The sequence below is a fragment of the Mesorhizobium tianshanense genome, assembly GCF_007830515.1.
Taxonomy (GTDB): domain Bacteria; phylum Pseudomonadota; class Alphaproteobacteria; order Rhizobiales; family Rhizobiaceae; genus Mesorhizobium; species Mesorhizobium tianshanense.
Genome location: NZ_VLKT01000001.1, coordinates 273,748 through 294,341, shown reverse-complemented (window position 1 = coordinate 294,341; position 20,594 = coordinate 273,748). Strand labels below are relative to the sequence as shown.

Below are 20,594 nucleotides of genomic sequence, written 5' to 3'. Positions count from 1 at the left end.
ATTTTGAATCCGTCAGCGGTGGGATTGCGGCTACATGAAGAGAGCGCCCATTCGGCCGGTGGTCGCATAACTCTTGCCACTATCGACGACACACCACATAATTGAGAGGGGCTGTTGGTACACCAGAAATGGATATGGTAACCACGCTATGGGAACGCCTAAAAACCAAGACGAGACGCTCGCGAGGCTGATGGAGCAGTCTGACGGTGAGCGGCGCCGTTGGCCGCGCGAAGCGCATCTGGAGCATGAGGCCTCTTCGCTGCTCGCGCCAGCGCTCGAACCTTTGTCATTTTCAACGCTTGAGTTAGCGCCAGAATATCAATTCGCCGCTTGGCAAGCGCATATGTCACCGCTTGTTGAAGTCAGGTTGCCGGATAACAAATCTCTGAGCGAAGGTTTTCCTGCCAGCCACACGGCTTGGAACCTCGGCAGCATTCTCATCGTTCAACAGCACGCACCGGCACATAGTTATGTGCGTTCTGCCGCGAAGCTTCGGTCCAGCTCGATTGATCACTGGTGTGTCGTCTTGCCACGTACGGGCCGGGCATGGACGGAGGTCGATGGCCGCGTTGCAGAAAGCCAGCCGGGCAAGGTGGAGATCAGGACGCTTGGCTACCCGTTTCGCGGAAGGACAACGGAATCCGAAAGTCTCTTTCTCTATTTGCCGCGTGACTTGTTCGCTGATGCAGCTGCAACCCTCGATGCAAAGAACAATTCAATTCTGTCGGGCAACTTCGCTAACTTGCTAGTCGACTACGTCAACGGCATCGAAGCAAGGCTGCGCAGTCTCACGGCTGAAGATCTGCCCCGCATCGTACATGCGACACGCAACATGATCATTGCCTGCCTGGCGCCTCCGGGGGAACATGATGCGGCCGCCGAACAATTGGTGAGCGTTGCGTTGATGGAGCGTGCGCGCCGATACGTCCAAAACAATCTAGATGCGGCTGATCTGACACCGGATTCGATGTGCCGGGCACTCGGCGTCTCGCGCTCTCGTCTCTATCAGTTGTTCGAACCGAGCGGCGGTGTTCTCCATTACATACAAAGACGCCGCCTTCTGGCAGCCCATGCTGCGCTCAGTGACCCGGCGGACAGCCGGCGCATTATTGATATCACTGAAGCTGTCGGATTCACTTCAGCGGCTAACTTTAGCCGAGCGTTTAGCAAGGAATTCGGTTACAGCCCACGCGAGGCCCGGACTGCGGTGGCGTGGCTGCGCCCCGCCCGCTCGGCTTCCTTCGCTGAACACGACAAAACCCACTCCTTTGAAGGTTGGCTCAAGGCGCTTGGAAGCTGAGTACACGATCGGCGATGGTTGAGACCTATCTGGTGCATGGTCGCGTCTGAAGTCAGCGGCGGTCGGGCGAAGCGTGAGTATCAGCGAACTGCAACGCGGCAAGGCAGGCTGCGCGGCGATGACCGCTCTGGAGAGGGATCAATTCAAAACAACCGCCACGCCCGGACTATCCCAGCTCTGACTTTCGCAGCTATGAGTTCCCGACACAAAGCGGTCGATGGCCCGATGAGACTGCCACTTCCAAAGCACTTGACGCCTGCATCAACCGGCCTGTCAGCTCACGAAGAGTACCAAAGCGGGATGTAATTTCTTGAGGTTTGGCAATGATTTCGACTGCCAAGGTATTTCGGAAGTTCCGCGGACAATGAGCTGCACATCGGGATGCTTTCGGACCTCTATTGTAAATTTCGCCAAGAGATTAATTCCTGAAGAGTTGAGAAATTCAAGGTCCGTTAAATTGAGCGTAATAGAAGTAGGTTGCGAGGAAAGAACCTTCATCAGCAAAGATAAAATTGGCGCATAGGCCTCAGAACTGGCCAGCCTCATGACGCCATCAAAAAAAATCTCGCTCGCTTCGCTCCACACGCGATATTGTGCTGTCGTTATTTCCATGTTGTGAGTTCGTTTCATTTAGTTGTGAATTTGTTTAATCGGAATCGAAGCATATGTTTCCACGCAAACCAAATCTCTTTCATCGGCTGGGCTGAAGATCCATGCCAGACTCGCGCCATAGTCGCTCATCAATGTTAGCAATCCAAGACCGGAACGTGTCGTCTCAGGGTCCGCGGCATTCGCTTCGATCCGTTGAATCAGGAGTTCACTCGGATCACCGACTGTGATCTCCGACAGAAGATTTTGAAATTCAACCGTGGTTTCGCCATCGACAACGTTCGAGACCTTGACCTTGAAACTTTCTGACTCAATGGCCGCCTCGATCGTGATCTCGCCCGGTGCACGAAACTTGACCGCATTTTCAATGAGTTCGTTGACCAGATAGCCGATGCTGTGTCGTACTTCCCTGTGGTCGTTGCGAGATGACAGAAAGCGCAGGGCGAAAAGGTCTGCGATGAAGTCCGAGGTAGTGGCGCAATGATGCCAACTCAGGTCGAGAGGTCCGTCGAACAGTCGCACGCGACTGGCGCTCTCTCTCATTCCGATTGCAAGGTCGGCTGTTCCGAACAGTGTTGTCATTCCTACTTGTGCCTCATGATCACGAGGGTGATGTCATCGTGGATTTTCTGCGTTCCGATATGGGCCATCAGATCCTCAATAATTCCAGTTTTGATCTCTTCGGCGCTCCCGCGATAATAACTGCTCGCGCTGATGCAAAGGCGTTCCAAACCGAACAGTTCGCCATCCTGATCTTCCGCTTCGGTTACGCCATCGGTGTGGAGCACGATCACGTCGCCACTGCTGAACGGAATGTCGCGGGTTGCGATGAACGGCAAGATGTCACGTTCGAGGCCGATCGGCAGCCCCAGATCGATCGTGTCGATCCGCTCGATCTCTCCGTTTGCACGAACGACAAGAACCTCCTCGTGCTGCCCTGACAGGGTCACCTGCTCATTCTCAAAGTCAAGAAAGGCTAGAGAGAGATGCTTGTCGGTGTTGGTCCGTTCGATGTTTTTATAGATGGCTCTGTTCAGTCGATCGAGGAACTGACGTGGATTGTCCTCGCCAGTCTCCTGCAGCGCGCGTGCGACGGATTGAACCATCAGCATCAGCACACCGCTCGCCAGCCCATGACCTGTCACATCGCCGATCCCGATCTTGACCCGCGACCCCTCTTGCAGGACGTCGTAGTAGTCGCCGCCTACTTCGTCGGCCGGCCGCATATAGGCGGCGATTTCTACCCCTGGGATCGCTTCGAGTTCGCTGGTTCTCGGCAGAACCATCATCTGGATCTGTTTGGCAACTGCAAGCTCTGCACCAAGGCGGAGGTTCTCATCTCGCAGTTTGCCGTTGAGGGCGGAAATCTCTTGATTTGCGCCTTCAAGCTCCTTCGTTCTTTCATCAACGAGATGCTCGAGGTTTTCCGTATGGAAGCTGATCTGCTCTGCCATCCGGTTGAACGCGTCCCCGACCTCTCCAACTTCGTCGCGCGTCGGAATGCTTACCCGGACTGAATAGTCTTTCGCCTGCAGCCGCTTGGCGGCTCCGGCAAGCGCACTGAGGCCTGCAGTGATCCGCTTTGAAATTCCGAAGACAGCCGCAAAGACGATAAGGAGCGAAACGATAATTGCGATGACCTGGGTGATTAGGATCCGGTTGGTTGCGCTGGAAATGCTCTGCTGCGCTGCAAGGAGGGAAGCATAGATTTCCCGTTCGGGGACGACGAAGCCAAGCATCAGGGTTTCGGCCGTGATGGACCCCTCACTATTCCAGAGATTGACTGCGTTTAGCCGGCGAAGTGCGACGATGTGAGGTTCGGCCTTGCCGCTCTCCTCAATCGAAATATGCTTGATGACCGTCTTGCCGTCGGCGGGAAGTTCGAGCGCTGCGACGGTCGCGTGCGTACTCTTTTTGAGCGAGCGGTCGAGGCCGGTAACGCCTTGACCTGCCGCACCACTCGCGATCTTGAGCCCGAGCGTTTTCTCGCCTTCAGGCTTGATCGCGAGCACATTGCCGTTCGACATGGTGAGAAAACCGAAGCCCGTATCGGCGACCTTCACGCTTTCGACGATGTCAGCGAGCTGATCGAGCGTCACGTCGGCAGCGACCATGCCGGCGACATCACTGCGGTCTTTCGTCCAGAGCGGGTGGAAGAAGCTCACGATGAGCTTGCCGGTAATCGCATCGATATAAGGAGCAGTCGCAGTGATGTCATCGCCCTTTACGGGGCGCGAATCCGGCTCCCTGATCCAGCCCTCCCACCCTTCATAGACGCCAGGAAAGAAGAAATCCCAGAAATTCGCGTTGTTGTGGCCCGGATAGAGCTTGTCGAAGGTCTGCGCCTGATCGGAATAAGGTGTCGTGCGCATGATCGGTCCTGCCTTCGGCCCAACGTAATAGACCTGCAGCTTCTTCGCGCCTGTCGCCATCTGGCTCGTGCCAAAAATATCGAAGACTGCGCTCTCCTGGATGTCGCGGAGAATTTCGGGCTTCGGTTGGTGATCGGCGGAGAGGAGATATCCCCAGACACTCATGACCGAAGGTGACCCTTGCCGGGTCTGCACCCAGTTTCCCCTGGCGTCATAGACAAGCGGCGCATTGAAATTGGGGTTCTTCGCCAGCGCCTTGCCGATCGCATCTTTCGCTTCCGGATAATCGATTAGTCTCTGCATGGAGCCTGCAAGTGCGGTCACCTCGGAGTGCATGCGGTCGAAGAGGAGATCGGCGCGCAGCGCCGTCGTCTCGATATAGTTCTGGAGGTATTCCTGGGTCGCCTTGGTGAGGCCGCTCTCGATCTGCTGCGTCGCGTCGCGGGACAGCCGATTCACGTTCCACAGGGCAACGCTGCCGCCGACGAGGAGATCGAAGAGCACCGCCCCACCTACAATGAGCATAAATTTCGCGCGGAAGCTGTTTGGGTGGAAGACGGACCAGGGTCTAGGCGGAGTTACATCCGAGTCGGTCATAGTGGCTTGCGTCCCGATGCAACCCAGATCGGCCAGCCGGCATAGCCCTTGGGGTGGAGCGCAGCGAAGATATGATCCTGGAAGCCCTGTCGGAACCGTCTGATAAATGCCGGTGGGTCACCTCGCTTGGTCGCCATCTCGCCCGCATAGACGTTCTCCCATGCCGCGATGACATCCGCGAAGTCTTGCGGATCGCCGTCGTGGTTGGTGACCATGAAGGATTCGACTCGAATATCTTCGAATCCCGCTTCGATCAGGTATCGTCGGCTCTTGGGGCCAAGCTCGATATCCATCTGGAAGTGCGCCCAGAGCTTGGCGACTTCGTTATAGGTCCACTGGATGCTGTCGGCACGCGGTTCGCCCAGACAGTGCGAGTTCTTTTCATTTGTGATGTAGACGCGTCCGCCCGGCTTGCAGATGCGGAAGAGTTCTTTGAGGATCAGCTCGGGGTTATTGAACACCTGCAGCGAATGGCGGCACGTGACGAGGTCGAACTGATCGTCCTCGAGCAGCATTTCTGACGCATCGCCATAAGTGTATTCAATTCCCTTGATGTCGAACTCCGCCGCCACGTTTCGCGCATAGGCGAGGCTTGTCCTGGCGTGATCGAGGGCGACGATCCGCGACGGCTCGAACTCCCTCTGCACGAGCACGGCGAAATCCCCGATTCCGCAACAGATGTCAGCCATGACAATACCGGGTTGCATGCCATGTCGCGGCAGAATTGTGCGCTCGTGACGCCAGGTCAACTTCGTCTGTGTGCGGAGGATCGGAATGAACCCGCCTTCTTCAAGGAAGGTCTGCCCCGGATAGAACTCGCTGTCATACTCCTCAACCGTGATGTTTGGTTCAATTCCGCTCAAGCGACCGAATTTTCGCGTCGTCCATCCGACGACGCTTGACGTAATGACCACAAATTTTAGATCGGGTCGCGCGCGACAGGCGTCAATGATGACCCGCGAGAAGGCGTGAAACGCGGTGTTGTTCATTTGCGTCAGGCGTCTGATGTTCACATATAGTATACCGCGTACACGATCGATGGAGTCCTTCAACAGGGCAATGCTGGGCGCAAGCTCATCAATTGACTGGGGCCGCACTATCCCCGAAATAGAGAACTCCTGATCGTTGATGTCGTATTGCGTTTCGAAACGCGGGAGAAGGTAAGGGTTCAATTTGGCAGGCCCTCAAGCGGAAGATCCACGACAAGTGTGATCGTATCAGCGCCGGCTTCATCGAGTCGGAATGTCGCGTTGTAGTCAATGGCCAGTTCCAAGAGTACGACTTCACGGCTGGGCGCGAGGTCCCCGGACACCGAATTGAGGTATCGCTCCCTGGCCTCGGATCCCGCAATTTGCAAAATCGCTTCTTCATAGAATTGTCGTTCTTCGGGCATGCAAGGGAACGTCAATTCGATCCTGTCCGTCTCACCCCGGCGCGACACCCTGCATGCTATTTCGCCGCTGGAATGACGCGCACGAAAGGCGACCTCCAGCAATTCGTTAAACGCGGAAGAAAAGAGATTTGAATGCCGCACCGAGTCAGATCTATTATGGCTGATCATTCGCGCCGAGTAAGTTGATATTTGATCACAGTGTAGCCAAGCGGACAAGAAAGCTTTGACTTCCAAGTCAATCTGGATCATTGGCTTAAAAACTGCTTCGCCACCTACGCTCTGAGAAGCAATATTCATCGGTATTCCCCACCTATTTCCATCCGCATTTGAGCCGAGCGACGCGACAAACGCCCGTTCGGCAGTTGACCCATCTCTGATGATCCGGCTTGCTCTGCCTCGCCGCGTCCTTCCTCAGCCTCCCGCCTACGCTGCAACACAGGCGCCAGACGCTAGACCGCCCGATTTCGTTCCTCCCTTACTCGTACCGCCGTCAGTGGCGACCGCCTGATGAAATCGCGCGTCGGCTCGGCTCCAAGCGGCCGTCCCAGAACATTGCCCTGAAGGCAATCGCAGTCTTCCTTGATCAGCCACTGTGCCTGTCCTGGCGTTTCAACGCCCTCCGCTGTGACGCTTATTCCCAAGCCGTGCGCCAAGCCTATGATCGATCGCACGATCGTCTGACTTTTTCGATTGGTTTCAAGGTCGCCTATGAAATACTGATCTATTTTCAAGGTATCGAAGGGGAAGTTCTTGAGGTAACTCAACGAGGAGTAGTAGGTTCCGAAATCGTCGAGCGAGATTCGTATCCCCAGGACATTCAGAGTGTTCAGTGTGTCAATGTTGTCGATCGTCTGCTCGAGAAGGACGTTTTCGGTTATCTCGAGCTCAAGCCGGTCGGCTCGCAGTCCGACTGCGTCGATGATCTGGGCAACCGTATCCGTGAGCGAACCGCTGAGGAACTGCGCCGGCGACAGGTTCACCGCGACCGTCAGTGAAGAAGGCCATGTCGTTGCCTGGCGGCAGGCTTCCTCGAGCACCCATCGCCCAATCTCGTCCATCAGGCCGTCGGCTTCGGCGATCGGTATGAACACGCTCGGAGGGATGGTCCCGACTTCCGAATGACGCCATCGCAGCAGCGCTTCGAAGCCCACGAGCGAAGAAGGGGGCCGAATGAGCGGTTGATATTCAAGATAAAGCTCATTCCGCTCCAGCGCCATTCGAAGGCTACGCCTCAGGTTCTCACGCTGTTCGAGGAGGAGCAGCATCGAGCGATTGAAAATTCGCACGCAGCCGCGTCCATCCCTCTTGGCTGCGTAGAGAGCAATGTCCGCGGCCTTCATCAATTGCTCACCCTCCGTCGCGTGCTCCGGTCCGAATGCAATTCCGATGCTCGCGCCGACGAAGACGGGAATGTCGCTGATCACGAACGGCGCCTTGAACGCGTCGATCAACGATCCGGCGAGGCGTTCAGCTTCGGCCGGCTGTCCCATTCCTGATCGAATGACGGCGAACTCGTCTCCGGCTAACCGATATGCGGATTCGCCGTCCTGCAGCGTGTCCCGGATCCGGCCTGCTGCGAGTTGAAGCAGTGTATCGCCCGTTCCATGGCCAAGTGTGTCATTAACCGCTTTGAAATCATCAAGGTCGATTTGCAGCAGGGCGGTCGTTTCCTTTGATCCATCGACCACCGACAGAGCTTGTTGCAGCCGCTCGCTGAACCCCCGCCGATTCGGCAGTCCGGTCAACACGTCGTGCGTCGCCTGATGGAGGAGCATCTGATGCTCCTGCTCTTCCGCCAAGGTTCGTCCGCCGTGCTCCGTTTCTCTGGATTCGACGATTCCTATCCCATTCGCAGCGCCGAAGACGAAAGCAGACCGAGGCGCTTCGCCCGGCGATCGTTGGAGATCGACATTTATCGGAGAGCCGCCGCGGAGCACGCGATCAAATTCGTCGATGAGCTTATTGTCGACGCTTGGATAGATCTCCCATAAAGTGGCGCCTGGGACTACCGCGCGACCGTGGATGCTTTTGAGCTTGGTTGCGTAGTGCGTCAGGCGGAAGTCCTGATCATAGAACGACACAATGTCAGTCGTGTTCGCCAAAAAGTCCACGAGACGCGCTTCGCTGACAGAGGAAAGATGACCCGGCTCCCCCCTCTTCTCTCCGCCACCCGATGCTTTCCGACGTAGGAGCCAGTTCCATAGGCGGTACAAAATCCGGATCTCCTCACCCTTAAGGTGAAGGTAGCAAACCATAAAGGCGGTTGCAAACCTTCAGGTATGCCCGAGGATCTGTAAGGAACTTCTATTTAATCGCTTAGCCCCAGTAGCGGCCATCCGCCTCTAGTTCTCGAATGACCGCAGTGGCCGAAACCTGCGGCGATCTGGGCCATCCGGCCACGGCTGTGTTCTGTCCACATCCCGACCCGTTGATCACGTAGCCGATCGGCCTCGGTCACGCCGCCAAGCCGGCGATCCTCGGCACCAGCCACAGCATCGCCGCCGTGCCGATCGCGTAGGCGCCGGCCAGGCGGGCCGGGGCGGGCGGCACCCTGACCAGCGCGCCCGCCGCCGCGAGCAGCACCAGCGCCCCGGCAACGAAGATCAACTGGCCCGCCTCGACGCCGAGGTTGAACGTCAGCAGGCTGAGCGGCACGTCGGCTTGCGGCAGGCCGATTTCCTTCAGCGCGCCGGCGAAGCCGAAGCCGTGCAACAGCCCGAACGCGAAGGCGACAACCCATGGATAACTCTCCGAAAGCCGCCGCTCGCCCGGCTTCATCTTGACCAGTTCGCTCGCCACGAAGGCGATGCTGAGCGCGATCGTCGCCTCGACCGGCGCCTGCGGCAGGCTGAAATAGCCGAGCGATGCACCGGCCAGCGTGATACTGTGCGCCACCGTGAAGGCCGTGATCGTCTTCACCAGCATCCAGCGGTCGCGGATGAGCAGCATCAGCGCCAACACGAACAGCAGGTGGTCGAGGCCCGACAGGATATGGTCCACACCGAGCAGGAAATAGGTCCGCGCCACTTCGAGGCCGGTCTGCGTTCCTGCCGCGACGAAGGCCGGCTCCTCCGGCAGCAGGAGGGCGACCTCCGTGTCGCCCGTCGCGTACTGGATGCGGACCAGCGCGTCGGTCATCGTCGATCTAAGCCCGTCGACGCCTATCTCGCGGCCTTTCAGACCGCCGGCGCAGGCGACGGACCATCGCTCCAGATAGGCTCCAGCCTCGATCGAACCCACCGGCTCCGTCTTCTCCACGCAGGAGCCGGGCAGGCGGGCATGGAGCCCGAGTCGCATATCGCCCAGAGCGGGGACCTTCCAGACGACGGCGAACGCGTCGCTCTCCGTTTCGCGCATGTCGAGATAGGCCGGCCGGACCTCATGCGCCATCGCGGGTGCGGCGAGAAGCGCCGCAACCACGATTGCGAGCATCGCGCCAAGTCGCGTCACTGGCTGGCTTCCGTGCCGTCCGGGCTCTCGATGGTGACCTTATAGCCCTTGAGCAGTTCAGCTAGATGCTCGTCTTCGAGCTCCTTGCGCCTGGCGTTCGTCCACTCCCGTGCCACCGCCTCGCGCACCTCGTCGAGCGCCGGCGTCCGGCCTTGCACGTGCTCCGTCACGCGCACCAGGTGCAGCCCGAAGGTGGAGGTGACGGGACCCGTCCAATGGCCCACGGGCGCCTTGCCGAGCGCTTCGGCGAAATCGAAGCCGAAGGTCTGGCCGATCGATGCGGCGCCGGAAAGCGGCAGCCCGGGCGGCAGCAGGGTCGGGTCGCCGAGCGGAGAAGGGTCCGCGGCTGGGTCGGCCAGCAGCGCCTCCAGTACAGATGCGGCGTTCTGATCGATCGCGTCGCCGCGCCGCTGCGGGTTGAGGAACACCTGCTGGAAGGCCAGCATGCTGTCGACCCTGAACGCGTCCGGATTGGCGGCCAGATAGGCTTGCAGCTCCGCCTCTGTCGCTTCCAGCGCCTCAGCGTCGGCGTCATTCAGGAACTCCATCTTCTGGCGAAGACGCCGTCTGACGACCGTGTCGTCCTTGTCGAGCCCGAGTTCGAGCGCCTGGCGGACGAAGATTTCCTCCTTCACGTGATCGTCGATCAGCCCCTTGAGTTCGTCGGCGGTCGGCGGGCGCTGCCAGGTCTTGGCGAACAGGCTGGCCATCTGCTCGATCTTCGGCGCCGTGACAACGATGCTGTCCGTCTTCTCCTCCGCGTCATTGCCCAACAGCCCGTGCACCGCGAAGATCGCGAGCGCGATCAAGAGGAAGTGGAGGAGCGGTTCCTTCAGCAGCGATTTCAGCATCAGTCGGTGCGTCCAGGGACGGGTCGCGATGGGCAGGTCTCGGACATCATGGCTCATCGGCGAAGGCTCGCCGAACCGCCGCTAGTCATTGGCCAGATCGTCTTCGTCCTCCCTCTTGGTCCTCTCGAAGGGATGCCTTCGTTGAAGGCTTCGTAGGCGCTCGGACTCGCAACAGCTCTGGAACCATCTTTCGAAATATCTGGCCGGGTCCATCGATCATTCCTCCGGGGTTGGCCCGATCACCATTAGCTCCGGCGAGTTTGCCCGTCACCGGTCACGATTGCCTGGTTGCGGCCCACAACACGCAGCGGCGCCTTCGCAATGCTTCCCAGTATCGTCGCCTAGAAATAGACGACGACATATCCGCCGCCCGACTTTTGGTAATAGCTGCCACCGCAGTAATAGAGATTGTAGCCGTAGTAGCTGCCATACGGGCAGCCGGCGGGAATAGCGCCGATATAGGCGCCGCGGCGGATAACGCGGCGCGTGGTCCTGCGGGCGACGCCGGCAACGCTGCCGGGCGTTGCGGGACGCCCGACGCGCGCTTCGGCATCGGAGACCAGGCTAAAGAAGCCCATGCCCACCCGCCAATCGGCGATGTGGAGGTCCGAGGCGCCGAACAACAGCGCGAGCGATGCGATTACTGCCTTGGTGGACGACTTCATTGTGCATCTCCTTCTTCAACCAGGCCGGCGAGATCGTCCAGCCCGGGCATCTCCTCGATCTTCACTTCCTTGGCATCGCCGGTCTTCAGCTGGAAATCGTCAGCGGTCACGTCCTTGCCGGCCTTCCAGTTGGAAATCTGCACCGTATAGGACGGCGCCATGGCCATCATCCTGCTGGTGATGGTGATACGGCAGGGACGGGGCACATCGCCATCGGCGATCCAGATCTCCCAATCGGTGTCCCTGGTGCGGAAGGCCAGGTGGTTGCAGACCTCGCCGCCAATCACGCCGCTTCCGAGATCCTTGCCCGTCGAGACGTTCTCCATCATGATCTCGAAGGCGTTGGCCGACAGAAGGTCGGCGGCCGGCGCTTCGACGCCATAAGCGGAGCGGAGCGTATCGATCATATCCTCGACCGAACCCTCCAGGGGGATCTTCGTATAGACATTGAGGTTCTTCCCGATCGCCGACACTGTCTTTCCGTCATAGGTCAGTTCGACATCGACCACGCCAGTCCGGGTCATGCGCGCCTTGTCGGGGCGTTGCAGCGTGAGCGAGCCAGAACTCGCAAGGCCGACCTTCATCATGTCGGCCGTGACGATGTCGAGCGTCGCGTCATAGTTGAACGAGAAGGCCTGCTGGCCGGCAAGATAGTCGGTCATGGCCTTGAACATTTGCTTCGACTGAGCGTCATCGGCCGCAGCGGGCTGAGCATTCGTCACGCCCGCCAGGCCGCAGAGTGCGAGCATCGCAATGACGGTCCGAGCTCTCTCGTTCAGACTTCTTGATGGGTGCATCATGTCACCATTCCTTGTTCTCGTGTGTTGGCGTCAAGACTCTTCGGGCGTGTACCAGATCGGCGAGGTATAGGCGCGCTCGGTGACGGTCATGCGAGTGCCGTCCAGCGGCTGCGTGCCGAACCGCTTGGCGTCGTAGGCGGTCCAGCGCGGCGTCGGGATCTCGATGACGCGCCCGTAGTAGAATGCCTTTTGTTTCGGATCGAAGCTTGGGTCCTTCCAGACCGCGATCAATTCCGGCGCCCCGATGGTGTTGGTCCAGGTCGCGTTCTCGACGTCGACGGTGCTGCCGACCGACGGCACTTTGCCGTCGGCGCCCGGCTTGCGGTCGCCGCCCCACACCACGTCGTAGACCTGTTCATGCGTTTCGCCCTTGTCGTCGAGCCAGCCTTTGACGATCTGGTAGCGGTCGAGATTGGCGCCGATTGGATCCTTCAGCGCCGCGACCAGGAAGGTCGGTGCCTTGCCTTCCGGCGCGCTGGTCAAGTCACCGCCCATCGGCACACCCTTGCCGTAGCCGATCGCGCCAGGATTGCGGTTCTGCGCATCGGCCGGCTCGAAGTCCCAGCCGCCGAAGAGGCGTACCGCCATGCGCGGCCCGGTGGTAGCGTAGGTCTCCTTGCGCTGCATCGCGTCCCAGATCGATTCGCGGGTGTTCTCCTCCGCCCAGACCGCGGCGTAGCCGGACGCGCCGACCTCCCAGTCCATCACCGTGATGCCGGTCTTGGCATCCTTGACGAACGTTGCCGTCAGGCGCTCGGGGCTCGGCTCCTGTGGCGTCGTCTTGCCGAAGAAGTTCTCCTCCTCCATGGCCGCGAGGCCGGTATGCGCGTCGGAGCTGCCTACTAGCCCGAACTTGTAGGGGTTGGTGCCGAGATCGGCTTCGAGCTTGAGACCGTTCTTCAGCGCCGAGCGGGTATATTCGAACTCCAGCATGTCGGGCGTCTTCGGCACGCTGGCGTCGAGATTGCCGAAATCCCAGGTCTCGAAATCCGCGAACTCGTCATTGGGCGACAGAACCGGGTGCGCCTCGCCGTCGCCCTTCGTCTGGGTTGTCTCGTAGAGGCGTTCCCACCGGGCACGCTGCTCGACATATTCCTTGTCGACCGGCTTGCCGGTGAAGGATTCGATCAGCGGGAACATGCGGCCGTTGGACAGATTGCCGTTGTGCGCAATCGCCAGCACGTTGCCGCCGGTCTTGTCCTCATAGGCCTGCATCCACTTCCATAGATCGCGGGGATTGTCGCTGCCCAACGGCTTCAGCGTCGTGTAGGGCACGACCTGGTTGGCCTTGTCGGCACTGTCGCGGAAGATGACGTTGCGGTGCAAATTGTTGCCGGCCGTGTTCGATGTCCATTCGTAGCCGATGAAGGCGGTGAAGCGGCCGGGATCGTTATATTCCTCGGCCGCCTTAACCGTGTCCTGCCATGCGTTCTTGTAGGGGCGCGTGTCCGGGCCATAGATCATCGCCTTGGGCAGCGTGCCCTTGCCGAAGGCGAAGATGATCTCCAGCGCCGCCTTGCCGCCCTGTCCCGCCTTGATCTCCTCGTACCACGTCTTGGCCTGCGGATCGGCGATAACGTCCGGCTTTCCCGCAAACAGGTCGGGGAACATACCCATATTGTCGGAGTGGTCGGCCACCACCAGGAAGTCGAGCGGCCGCGACAGTTTGGCAGGCTGGCCGCTCGACGCCGTGATCTCCTCGCCGCGCGCGAAGCGGTAGGCGTCTCGCGGCGTCAACCGGGCGCCGAATGCGCCAGCATCGAAGGAAGCTCCGGTGTGCAGATGCGTGTCGCCGAACAGAGGGCGGGTCGGAAAGTTGCGCCCCGCATAGGGCGAGTAGGGAGGTTTGGCGGCAAACACCCTTCCGGCCTTCGCCGCGTCGAGGGTGCCGACATCGGTGGTCTCCTGGGCGGCGGCTGGCCGCGCCAGTCCAAGCCCGGCAATCCCCAAGGCGGCGAGCCCCGCCAAAATCGAAGCTGCGCGTGTCTTCCTCATGTTCTCCTCCCTTTCCGGCCACATTGACATTCATTCACAAGCACGCGTTGCTCCTTGATCTGGACCAACGGCTGTCGGCTCCCCGACCGTCATCTCGCGTCGCGCCGGGCGAACCTTGCCGGGCGCTCAATTCGCCATGTACGCCACCTGCTGGGCGCCGCCTTGGATCTTCCCCTGGATGTTGGCCAGGTAGAGATCCATGCTGTGGTCCTTGAGGTGCGCGTCCCCGAAGTTGCGCCAGAAATCGCCGATCGACAGACGGTCGGCGTCGTAGGCATCCAGGAAGACGTAGCCCTGCCCCTCTTTCAGGATCAGTTCGGGACCGACGTGACCGTATTTGGGGCGCGGCGGCACCAGGGGGACCGGATCGTGTTCGCGCACCACACGGGTGATCTTCTTGTAGTCGGGGTTCGCAACTTTGTACCGGTGATTGGTCTTGTCATCCGTGACCTTCGGCTGGCCGAAGGTGACCAGTCGTTCCACCTTGTAGCCTTCCCGATAGATGTAGTTGGTCAGGATCAGCGCAATCGCTCCGCCCAGCGAGTGGCCAGTCACGCGTATCGTGTGGTCCTTCTTGAGGTGCGGCCTCATGTCGTCGAGGACCTTCACCGCGTCGTCCCGAAACCCTTCATGCAGCAGGAAGCCGAGGAAACTGTCCTTCACCAGGGCCACTTCCACATCCTGCCGGATGTTCAGTTTGTTGGCCGTCCCGCGAACGGAGATTGTCTGGGTTTTCGCCGCTGGGTCCGTTTCGACGAAGTACTGGACGTTGATCGGCTCCACGGTCTTCACGACAGTGGTGTTGGGAAACTGCCGCCTGATCTCTTCTTCCGAAGCATAAGAGGCCTTGGACCGCAATGCATAGTACTCCAGTTCGCGGAAATCGACCGCTTCCGGGGTGACGATCCCGAGCGACTGCTGCAGGTCTTTCGGTATTCCGCCCGCGCAGCCGGCTACGAATATAAGCAGGCAAGCCGCGGCCAGATTTGCCAGCGATCTGCGAGAGAAAAGGGCGGGCAAGTTAGCTATCTTCATTTGAGACCGACTATTCCATCGACAAGCAGATGCGAGGTTGCGGGTCTCCCGATTGAAGGACGCTCGATAAGCCCGCAACATCATCCCCTTCTCACTCTGCTCTGCTGGATCTGAGCGGCGTCCGCGACCAGTCTAAAATCGGATAACCGCTCCCAGAACCACCCCCCGCTCTGGTTCTGCGGCTGGATAGCGTTTGGAGCGGCCTGTGCTGCCGTGGTGATCCGGCTGGCAGGTCGTGTCCCGTCAGGTGGTGTAGCTCGGCGGTTACGGCAATTTTCAACATTTGTTTTGGGACGCTGGGAACTGACGCAGTTTTCCGTTCAATCGGCGACGACCTCCCAAGTTTCGTCTGGATTGAAGCGATCGATGTATTTGACGATCTCTGTCGTGGTCGGCCCGAGATCGGTCTCGTAGACGACGCCGTGCTGATTGACGGCGAAGGTCTTTACGCCCGTCTCGCCATATTTGGCTGGCCAGGCGATGAGGCCGAAGCCGGCGATCATGTTGCCGTTGATGACGTAGTCGTAGGCGCCGCCGGCGATCCTGTCACCCTGTCCGGTCAGGATCTTGTACTTGTAACCGAAATAGCCTTCGCCCTTGGCCGCGTCGTCGAGCTGGGACTGGTCGAGGTCACCGGCGGGGCTTTCCCCGTTTATGCCGTCCGCCGGCCAGTAGATCCCGTCGGTCAGGCCTTCCGTACTGACGAGTTTTTGCGCGAACTCCTCGACGCCGTCCTCGTCACGGTCCTCGGATGCATAGTCCTCCTGTGCGTCGACATAGGCGCGCATCGTCTCGATCGCCTGCAACTCGTTCTCGCCGACGCGGCGGTTCACGATCTCCTCAAGCCCGCCATAGGTGTCGAACGCCCATTTACCATCCTCGCCCTTGACGATCGGGAACGGCAGTGGCCACAGCTTCTCGCCGATCTGCACCGTGCGGCGGTCGCCCTCGCCGTCGAGCACGAGCTGCTTTGCGGCCCCTTCCTTGGCCGCCGCAAGCGTGTCGTCGGTGTTCTCGTCGGCCTTGAGTTTTGCGGCGTCGAGGCCGAGCAGTGCTGCGACCGCGTCCGAGCCCTCAGCCTGAAGCGCCTGTTTGAAGGCGTCGAGCGCCGCCTCCGGCGTATCGAAGGACGGCGGCTCGTCGGCAGCCGCAAACGATTCGATCTCCGGTCTGGCTACATCCAGGGCCGCCGCATCCTGCGCGGAGGCGACTGACGACAGCGACAGAGCGAGGCCAAGAGCAATGGCGACCGCGCAGACGCTGTGATGAAGGCCCGTGAAACGGGTGGTGCTGAACATCCTGGTCATGATCCTGTCCTCCCGTTGCCTCAACGCCGCCGCCCGCCGCCGCTGGGTCGCCTGATCTGCTTGTGGGCACCGCCTCCGCGACTGCCACCGCCCATCGACTTGTGGCCCCGGTTGGAGCTGACCTTGGTAGCCTTGCCGCGGTTGACGTTGCCGAGCCCGGACGGCTTCTTCGGGCGATTGTCGACCCTCGTCGCCGGCTTCGGCTTGCCGGCCTTGCGGTTAACGTTGGCAGGCTTGGCCGCATGACGGTTGGCGGTGGGCTTCGCCGCAGGGCGATTGACGTTCGCCTTGTTGGCCGGCCTGTTTGTTGCCTGACCTCCCTGTCCCTTCAGCCCGTCCAGCGTGCTCTTGCGAATGTCCCTGGTTCCAGCCGTCTTGCCCGGCCCCCTGTTGCCGACCTGGTCGCGCTTCTTGATGTCCTTGGCGCGGTCGCGGATGGCGTTGTCGCCGTTCTTTTCGATCCGGTTCTTGATGTTGTTCTGGTCGAACTTGTTGAACTGGTTACGGTCGATGTTGATCTTGTCGCGGTCGACGTTCTTCCAGTCCACGTCATTGAAGTTGACCTTGCCGTTGAAGTCGCGGTTGTTGAAGCAGTTGTTGCAATCGATGTCGATGTCGCCGCCGTTCCAGCGGCCGCCCCATACGCCCCAGTCATCCCAGTCGACGGCGGCGGCCCAGATGGCGCCCGTCACCGCCCCAGCGAAGAAGGTCGCCCCGGGATACCAGTAATAGGGATAGGGGTCGGGATAGTAACGGATCGGCTCCCACACATAGCCGGGCTCATAGAGCATCTGAGGCGGATATTGCGGGACATAGATCACCTCCGGGCTGGCAGACTTGATGACGACGTTGTCGTTCTCCTTGACCACCTGTATCTTGTCGTCGGTCTTGATGACGCCCTTGGCGACCGCTTCGTCGCGCAGCTGCTGGATGGCGACCAGCACGTCCTTCTGCTGGTAGGCGATGGCGTCGCCGAGCGCCTGCGTCCATTCGAGGTCGTCGCTCATCATCTTGACGATGTCCGGATAGTTGAGCAGAGACACCACCGAGCCGTCCCAGCTCTCCTTCGGCTTCAAGCTCTTGTCCTTCTCGTACCGGTCGAGGAAGCGCGCTGCCTCGACGATCTGCAGCGGATAAAGCGCTGCCGCCGTGATCACCGCGATCAGCTCGTCCGGATAGAGCGCAATCCGCGCAACCAGGACCTCCATTTCGTCGGCGCTCAGCGGCTCCGGCGAAGTCGTCGCAGCGCCCGAAGCGTCAGCCGCCGCGACCTGTTCTTGTGCAAGGACAGGGTGCGCCGAACCAAGCCCGGCAAGCAGCAGCGCCAGCGCCGCAGCGCCCACCTTCAACATGTCATTGCCCATCATGCTTCGATCCTCCTGCTTGTCGTCGTCCCGGCAGGTCTTTGTGCCGGCCCGTCTATGCGTCTGCGAAAGGCAGTCCCGGAAACAAGAAAGCCACGACAGCTCCAGCGGCAAGAAAGGTCTTCATCTCACCCCCTCCTCCTGGCCGGCAGAAAGGCCCTGAGGGCCGGCGCCAGCAGCGTCCTTGTTGGGGACGCCTGTCCGCAGGCGAAAAGATGCGCCAATAGGCCCTGCCGTACCAGCGACTCTATGTAATTTACGTCGAACGCGCGCAGCCAAATGCGAGGGCGGCCGCACAATTGGCGGTGAGTGGAAAACTGCACTTTGCCGGTGACTACTCTGGATCCAATGCTCGACATACCGCGCCGATATCGCGACCAAAGCCGCAGAATATGCGAAGCTTCGAGAAGGCTTGTTCGAAGCCGCCTCAAGCGTCTGGTCGAGACTGCCCTGCGTGTGCTCCCGGCGAGATAAGTCGCCACACCGCATAGGGCTTGTAGAACGGATCGAGATGGATGTGCTGAATTTTGCCGTGCCAGGTGAAGTGCCGGCCGGTGACCATGTCCTCCACTTCGACCGGGGCGTCGTCGGTGAGACCTAACTCCCAAAGCGGCACCTCGAAATCCGCGCCCTGAGCCGAGTGCGGATCGAGGCAGACATGGAACAGCAGAAAGTCGGACAGGTCGGCCGTGCGCTTGCCGTAGTAGATGATGTTATCGTTCCAGGCATTGTAGAAGGCGAGACTGGTGAAGTCCTGCAGCGACTTGTGGTTTCGGCGGAGGCGGTTGACGAACCCAATGTCCCACTGCAAGTTGCCGGGCTCGTCCATGTTCCAGGCGCGGATTTGGTACTTCTCGGAGTTGAGGTACTCCTCCTTGCCGGGCACGGCCTCAGCCTCGCAGATCTCGAAGCCGTTATAGATGCCGTAATTGCCGCCGAGCGTGCCGGCCAAGATCAGCCTGGCCTGGAATCCCGGCCTGCCGCTATGCTGGAGATAGATTGGGTTGATGTCGGGCGTATTGGTGAAGAAGTTCGGCCGCATATAGTGGCGGCATTCTTCCTGAGTGAGTTCGGTAAGGTATTCCTCCAATTCCCGTTTGAGGTTTCGCCAAGTGAAATAGGAGTAACTCTGGTTGAACCCGACTTTGGCGAGGCGCTTTGTGATCTTGGGACGCGTGAAGCCTTCGGCGAGGAAGATAATTTCGGGATGCCTGGAGCGGACTTCCCCGATCATCCACTCCCAGAAGGCGAACGGCTTGGTGTGCGGGTTGTCGACCCTGAAGATCTTTACCCCGTGGCCAATCCAAAACAGCACGATGTCGCGCAAAGCGTGCCAGAGACCTGGGAAGGCGTCACTATGGAAGTTCACATTGACGATGTCCTCGTACTTCTTGGGCGGGCTCTCGGCGAATTCGAGGGAGCCGTCCGGTCGCCAGTCGAACCATTCCGGATGCGCCTTAATCCAGGGGTGGTCTGGAGAACACTGAATCGCAAAGTCGATCGCGACCTCCAGCCCGTGCCGCCGCGCAGCAGCCATCAAGCGATGGAAATCCTCGAAACTCCCCAGCTCCGGGTGGATGGCATCATGCCCTCCATGCTCTGAGCCGATGGCATAGGGGCTGCCGACGTCGCCCAGTTCGGCCTTGAGGCTGTTGTTGCGGCCCTTGCGATTGGTCTCGCCGATGGGGTGAATGGGTGGGAAGTAAAGCACGTCGAAGCCGAGATCGCGCACATAGGGCAGACGGGCGATGACGTCGTCAAAGGTGCCGTGGCGCGCGGGATCGCCTGATTGGGAACGCGGGAAAAGCTCGTACCAAGCGCTGAACGCCGCGGTCTTGCGGTCGGCGAAGATCTCGAGAACCTTGTGGTAATAGCTGAGATTGGTTCTGACCCCGGCCCGGCTCATCACGGCGGCCACCGCATCGGAACCAAGCAGAGCAAGACGCTGCGTGTCGGCACGCAGAATCTCCAACGACGCCAGCACCTGCTCAAGTTCTGCGACATCATCTGGGCCTGCCCAGTCGGACCGCGCCGCAGATTGAAGCAGGCGGCGTCCTTCCTCCAATTCGAGGGCGATGTTCCGGCCCGCCGTATGCTTCTTGGCTACTTCCTCGCGCCAGGTCGCATAAAGGTCGTGCCATGCGCAGAAGGTGAACTGGTAAAGCCGGTTTTCGCCGAGCACGATCGTGGTACTCCAGCGGTCGTTTTCCAACAGGATCATCGGCTGCTCGGTCCAGCTTTCGGTCCCTGCGGGCCGGTAACGCAGGCAAGCAACGATCCTGTCGTGAGCGTTGCCGAAGATGTCCGCCTCGATCAGAACCTGCTCGCCGGCGACACATTTGGCCGGGAAGCGCCCGCCGTCGATCTCTGGGCTTACGCCCTCGATCGCAATCCGGTTCGCCGCGAGGTCGCACAGCGCATCCAGTTCTCGTGGCTGCCCCTGCGGCTTGCGTGGCCGAAGATTTGCGGGGCGCCGGAAAAGTGGTTTTGCAGCGCTGGCTTTCTTTTCATCGACCAGCACGAAGTGCTTCCCTCCTCGCGACGGGACAGGGATCGAATGCATCGGAGTTTTCATCAACATCACCTTCCGACTTGTCGCGCTCAGGTGACGTTGAGACATCGCCTCTCTGCGCGGAAGGTAATTTACTGTATTGGAGAATTCGAAGTCAGTCCTCGATGTGAACCCTGCCTTTTCAGCAAACCGAGCAAGAGCTCGACGTCCGTCGAAGCAGCTATCCTCATCGAACTTGTTCTCGGCTGTTCTTCACCAGATCCAGCGCATTTTTGTGTAGCCGGGAACACGAGCGAACGGCCTCGATTTTGCTTCCTGCTTCGCCAGAAACGTCAGTGGCAATC

The 20,594-nt window shown here is 59.9% G+C and carries 16 protein-coding genes; 1 reads left to right on the top strand and 15 read right to left on the bottom strand.

Annotated features, from left to right (window positions below; translation table 11 throughout):
- Window positions 1-148: 148 nt before the first annotated feature.
- Complete coding sequence (locus IQ26_RS01445; RefSeq protein WP_145711581.1) at window positions 149-1,300, top strand: helix-turn-helix domain-containing protein; 1,152 nt, start codon at window positions 149-151, stop codon at window positions 1,298-1,300.
- Between the two features lie 273 nt (window positions 1,301-1,573).
- On the opposite strand, the gene IQ26_RS01440 is transcribed toward IQ26_RS01445, so the two are convergent.
- From IQ26_RS01440 to IQ26_RS01370, 15 genes are all read right to left on the bottom strand, one after another.
- Window positions 1,574-1,912, bottom strand: coding sequence for a slr1659 superfamily regulator (locus tag IQ26_RS01440; protein WP_145711579.1), 339 nt, complete (start codon window positions 1,910-1,912; stop codon window positions 1,574-1,576).
- Window positions 1,913-1,930: 18 nt separating this feature from the next.
- On the bottom strand, window positions 1,931-2,491 hold the full coding sequence (locus IQ26_RS01435; protein ID WP_162457834.1) for a slr1658 superfamily regulator: 561 nt from the start codon (window positions 2,489-2,491) through the stop codon (window positions 1,931-1,933).
- A gap of 2 nt (window positions 2,492-2,493) precedes the next feature.
- Window positions 2,494-4,878: a SpoIIE family protein phosphatase gene (locus IQ26_RS01430; protein ID WP_145711577.1), complete on the bottom strand. Its 2,385-nt coding sequence runs from the start codon at window positions 4,876-4,878 to the stop codon at window positions 2,494-2,496.
- Complete coding sequence (locus IQ26_RS01425) at window positions 4,875-6,050, bottom strand: class I SAM-dependent methyltransferase (RefSeq protein WP_145711575.1); 1,176 nt, start codon at window positions 6,048-6,050, stop codon at window positions 4,875-4,877. The genes IQ26_RS01430 and IQ26_RS01425 overlap by 4 nt, the downstream gene beginning before the upstream one ends.
- A complete protein-coding gene (locus tag IQ26_RS01420; protein ID WP_167522651.1) occupies window positions 6,047-6,568 on the bottom strand; it encodes a ubiquinone biosynthesis methyltransferase UbiE in 522 nt (173 codons plus the stop codon). The genes IQ26_RS01425 and IQ26_RS01420 overlap by 4 nt, the downstream gene beginning before the upstream one ends.
- Window positions 6,569-6,720: 152 nt before the next feature.
- Complete coding sequence (locus tag IQ26_RS01415) at window positions 6,721-8,382, bottom strand: putative bifunctional diguanylate cyclase/phosphodiesterase (RefSeq protein WP_240546957.1); 1,662 nt, start codon at window positions 8,380-8,382, stop codon at window positions 6,721-6,723.
- A gap of 343 nt (window positions 8,383-8,725) precedes the next feature.
- Window positions 8,726-9,721, bottom strand: coding sequence for a HupE/UreJ family protein (locus tag IQ26_RS01410; protein ID WP_145711571.1), 996 nt, complete (start codon window positions 9,719-9,721; stop codon window positions 8,726-8,728).
- On the bottom strand, window positions 9,718-10,572 hold the full coding sequence (locus IQ26_RS01405) for a peptidyl-prolyl cis-trans isomerase (protein ID WP_240546956.1): 855 nt from the start codon (window positions 10,570-10,572) through the stop codon (window positions 9,718-9,720). The genes IQ26_RS01410 and IQ26_RS01405 overlap by 4 nt, the downstream gene beginning before the upstream one ends.
- A 341-nt stretch (window positions 10,573-10,913) precedes the next feature.
- On the bottom strand, window positions 10,914-11,237 hold the full coding sequence (locus IQ26_RS01400) for a hypothetical protein (RefSeq protein ID WP_145711569.1): 324 nt from the start codon (window positions 11,235-11,237) through the stop codon (window positions 10,914-10,916).
- A complete protein-coding gene (locus tag IQ26_RS01395; protein ID WP_162457833.1) occupies window positions 11,234-11,986 on the bottom strand; it encodes a DUF2092 domain-containing protein in 753 nt (250 codons plus the stop codon). The genes IQ26_RS01400 and IQ26_RS01395 overlap by 4 nt, the downstream gene beginning before the upstream one ends.
- An 81-nt stretch (window positions 11,987-12,067) precedes the next feature.
- Window positions 12,068-14,032: a DUF3604 domain-containing protein gene (locus IQ26_RS01390; protein ID WP_145711564.1), complete on the bottom strand. Its 1,965-nt coding sequence runs from the start codon at window positions 14,030-14,032 to the stop codon at window positions 12,068-12,070.
- A gap of 126 nt (window positions 14,033-14,158) precedes the next feature.
- Window positions 14,159-15,052 carry a lipase family protein gene (locus IQ26_RS01385; RefSeq protein ID WP_162457832.1) on the bottom strand — a complete coding sequence of 298 codons (894 nt, stop codon included), beginning with the start codon at window positions 15,050-15,052 and terminating at the stop codon, window positions 14,159-14,161.
- Window positions 15,053-15,387: 335 nt separating this feature from the next.
- On the bottom strand, window positions 15,388-16,365 hold the full coding sequence (locus IQ26_RS01380; protein ID WP_145711648.1) for a DUF2950 family protein: 978 nt from the start codon (window positions 16,363-16,365) through the stop codon (window positions 15,388-15,390).
- A gap of 29 nt (window positions 16,366-16,394) precedes the next feature.
- Window positions 16,395-17,738 (bottom strand): DUF3300 domain-containing protein, encoded by a 1,344-nt coding sequence (locus IQ26_RS01375; protein WP_407660302.1) that lies wholly within the window; start codon window positions 17,736-17,738, stop codon window positions 16,395-16,397.
- Window positions 17,739-18,165: 427 nt separating this feature from the next.
- On the bottom strand, window positions 18,166-20,313 hold the full coding sequence (locus IQ26_RS01370; protein WP_240546954.1) for an alpha-1,4-glucan--maltose-1-phosphate maltosyltransferase: 2,148 nt from the start codon (window positions 20,311-20,313) through the stop codon (window positions 18,166-18,168).
- Between the last annotated feature and the right edge of the window lie 281 nt (window positions 20,314-20,594).

Bases quoted from the DNA above. Each gene is read 5' to 3' on its own strand.
- IQ26_RS01380 (WP_145711648.1), bottom strand. From the start codon at position 16,365: ATGTTCAGCACCACCCGTTTCACGGGCCTTCATCACAGCGTCTGCGCG.
- IQ26_RS01395 (WP_162457833.1), bottom strand. From the start codon at position 11,986: ATGCTCGCACTCTGCGGCCTGGCGGGCGTGACGAATGCTCAGCCCGCT.
- IQ26_RS01400 (WP_145711569.1), bottom strand. From the start codon at position 11,237: ATGAAGTCGTCCACCAAGGCAGTAATCGCATCGCTCGCGCTGTTGTTC.
- IQ26_RS01445 (WP_145711581.1), top strand. From the start codon at position 149: ATGGGAACGCCTAAAAACCAAGACGAGACGCTCGCGAGGCTGATGGAG.
- IQ26_RS01375 (WP_407660302.1), bottom strand. From the start codon at position 17,738: ATGGGCAATGACATGTTGAAGGTGGGCGCTGCGGCGCTGGCGCTGCTG.
- IQ26_RS01440 (WP_145711579.1), bottom strand. From the start codon at position 1,912: ATGGAAATAACGACAGCACAATATCGCGTGTGGAGCGAAGCGAGCGAG.
- IQ26_RS01390 (WP_145711564.1), bottom strand. From the start codon at position 14,032: ATGAGGAAGACACGCGCAGCTTCGATTTTGGCGGGGCTCGCCGCCTTG.
- IQ26_RS01420 (WP_167522651.1), bottom strand. From the start codon at position 6,568: ATGAATATTGCTTCTCAGAGCGTAGGTGGCGAAGCAGTTTTTAAGCCA.
- IQ26_RS01370 (WP_240546954.1), bottom strand. From the start codon at position 20,313: ATGAAAACTCCGATGCATTCGATCCCTGTCCCGTCGCGAGGAGGGAAG.
- IQ26_RS01430 (WP_145711577.1), bottom strand. From the start codon at position 4,878: ATGACCGACTCGGATGTAACTCCGCCTAGACCCTGGTCCGTCTTCCAC.
- IQ26_RS01435 (WP_162457834.1), bottom strand. From the start codon at position 2,491: ATGACAACACTGTTCGGAACAGCCGACCTTGCAATCGGAATGAGAGAG.
- IQ26_RS01405 (WP_240546956.1), bottom strand. From the start codon at position 10,572: ATGCTGAAATCGCTGCTGAAGGAACCGCTCCTCCACTTCCTCTTGATC.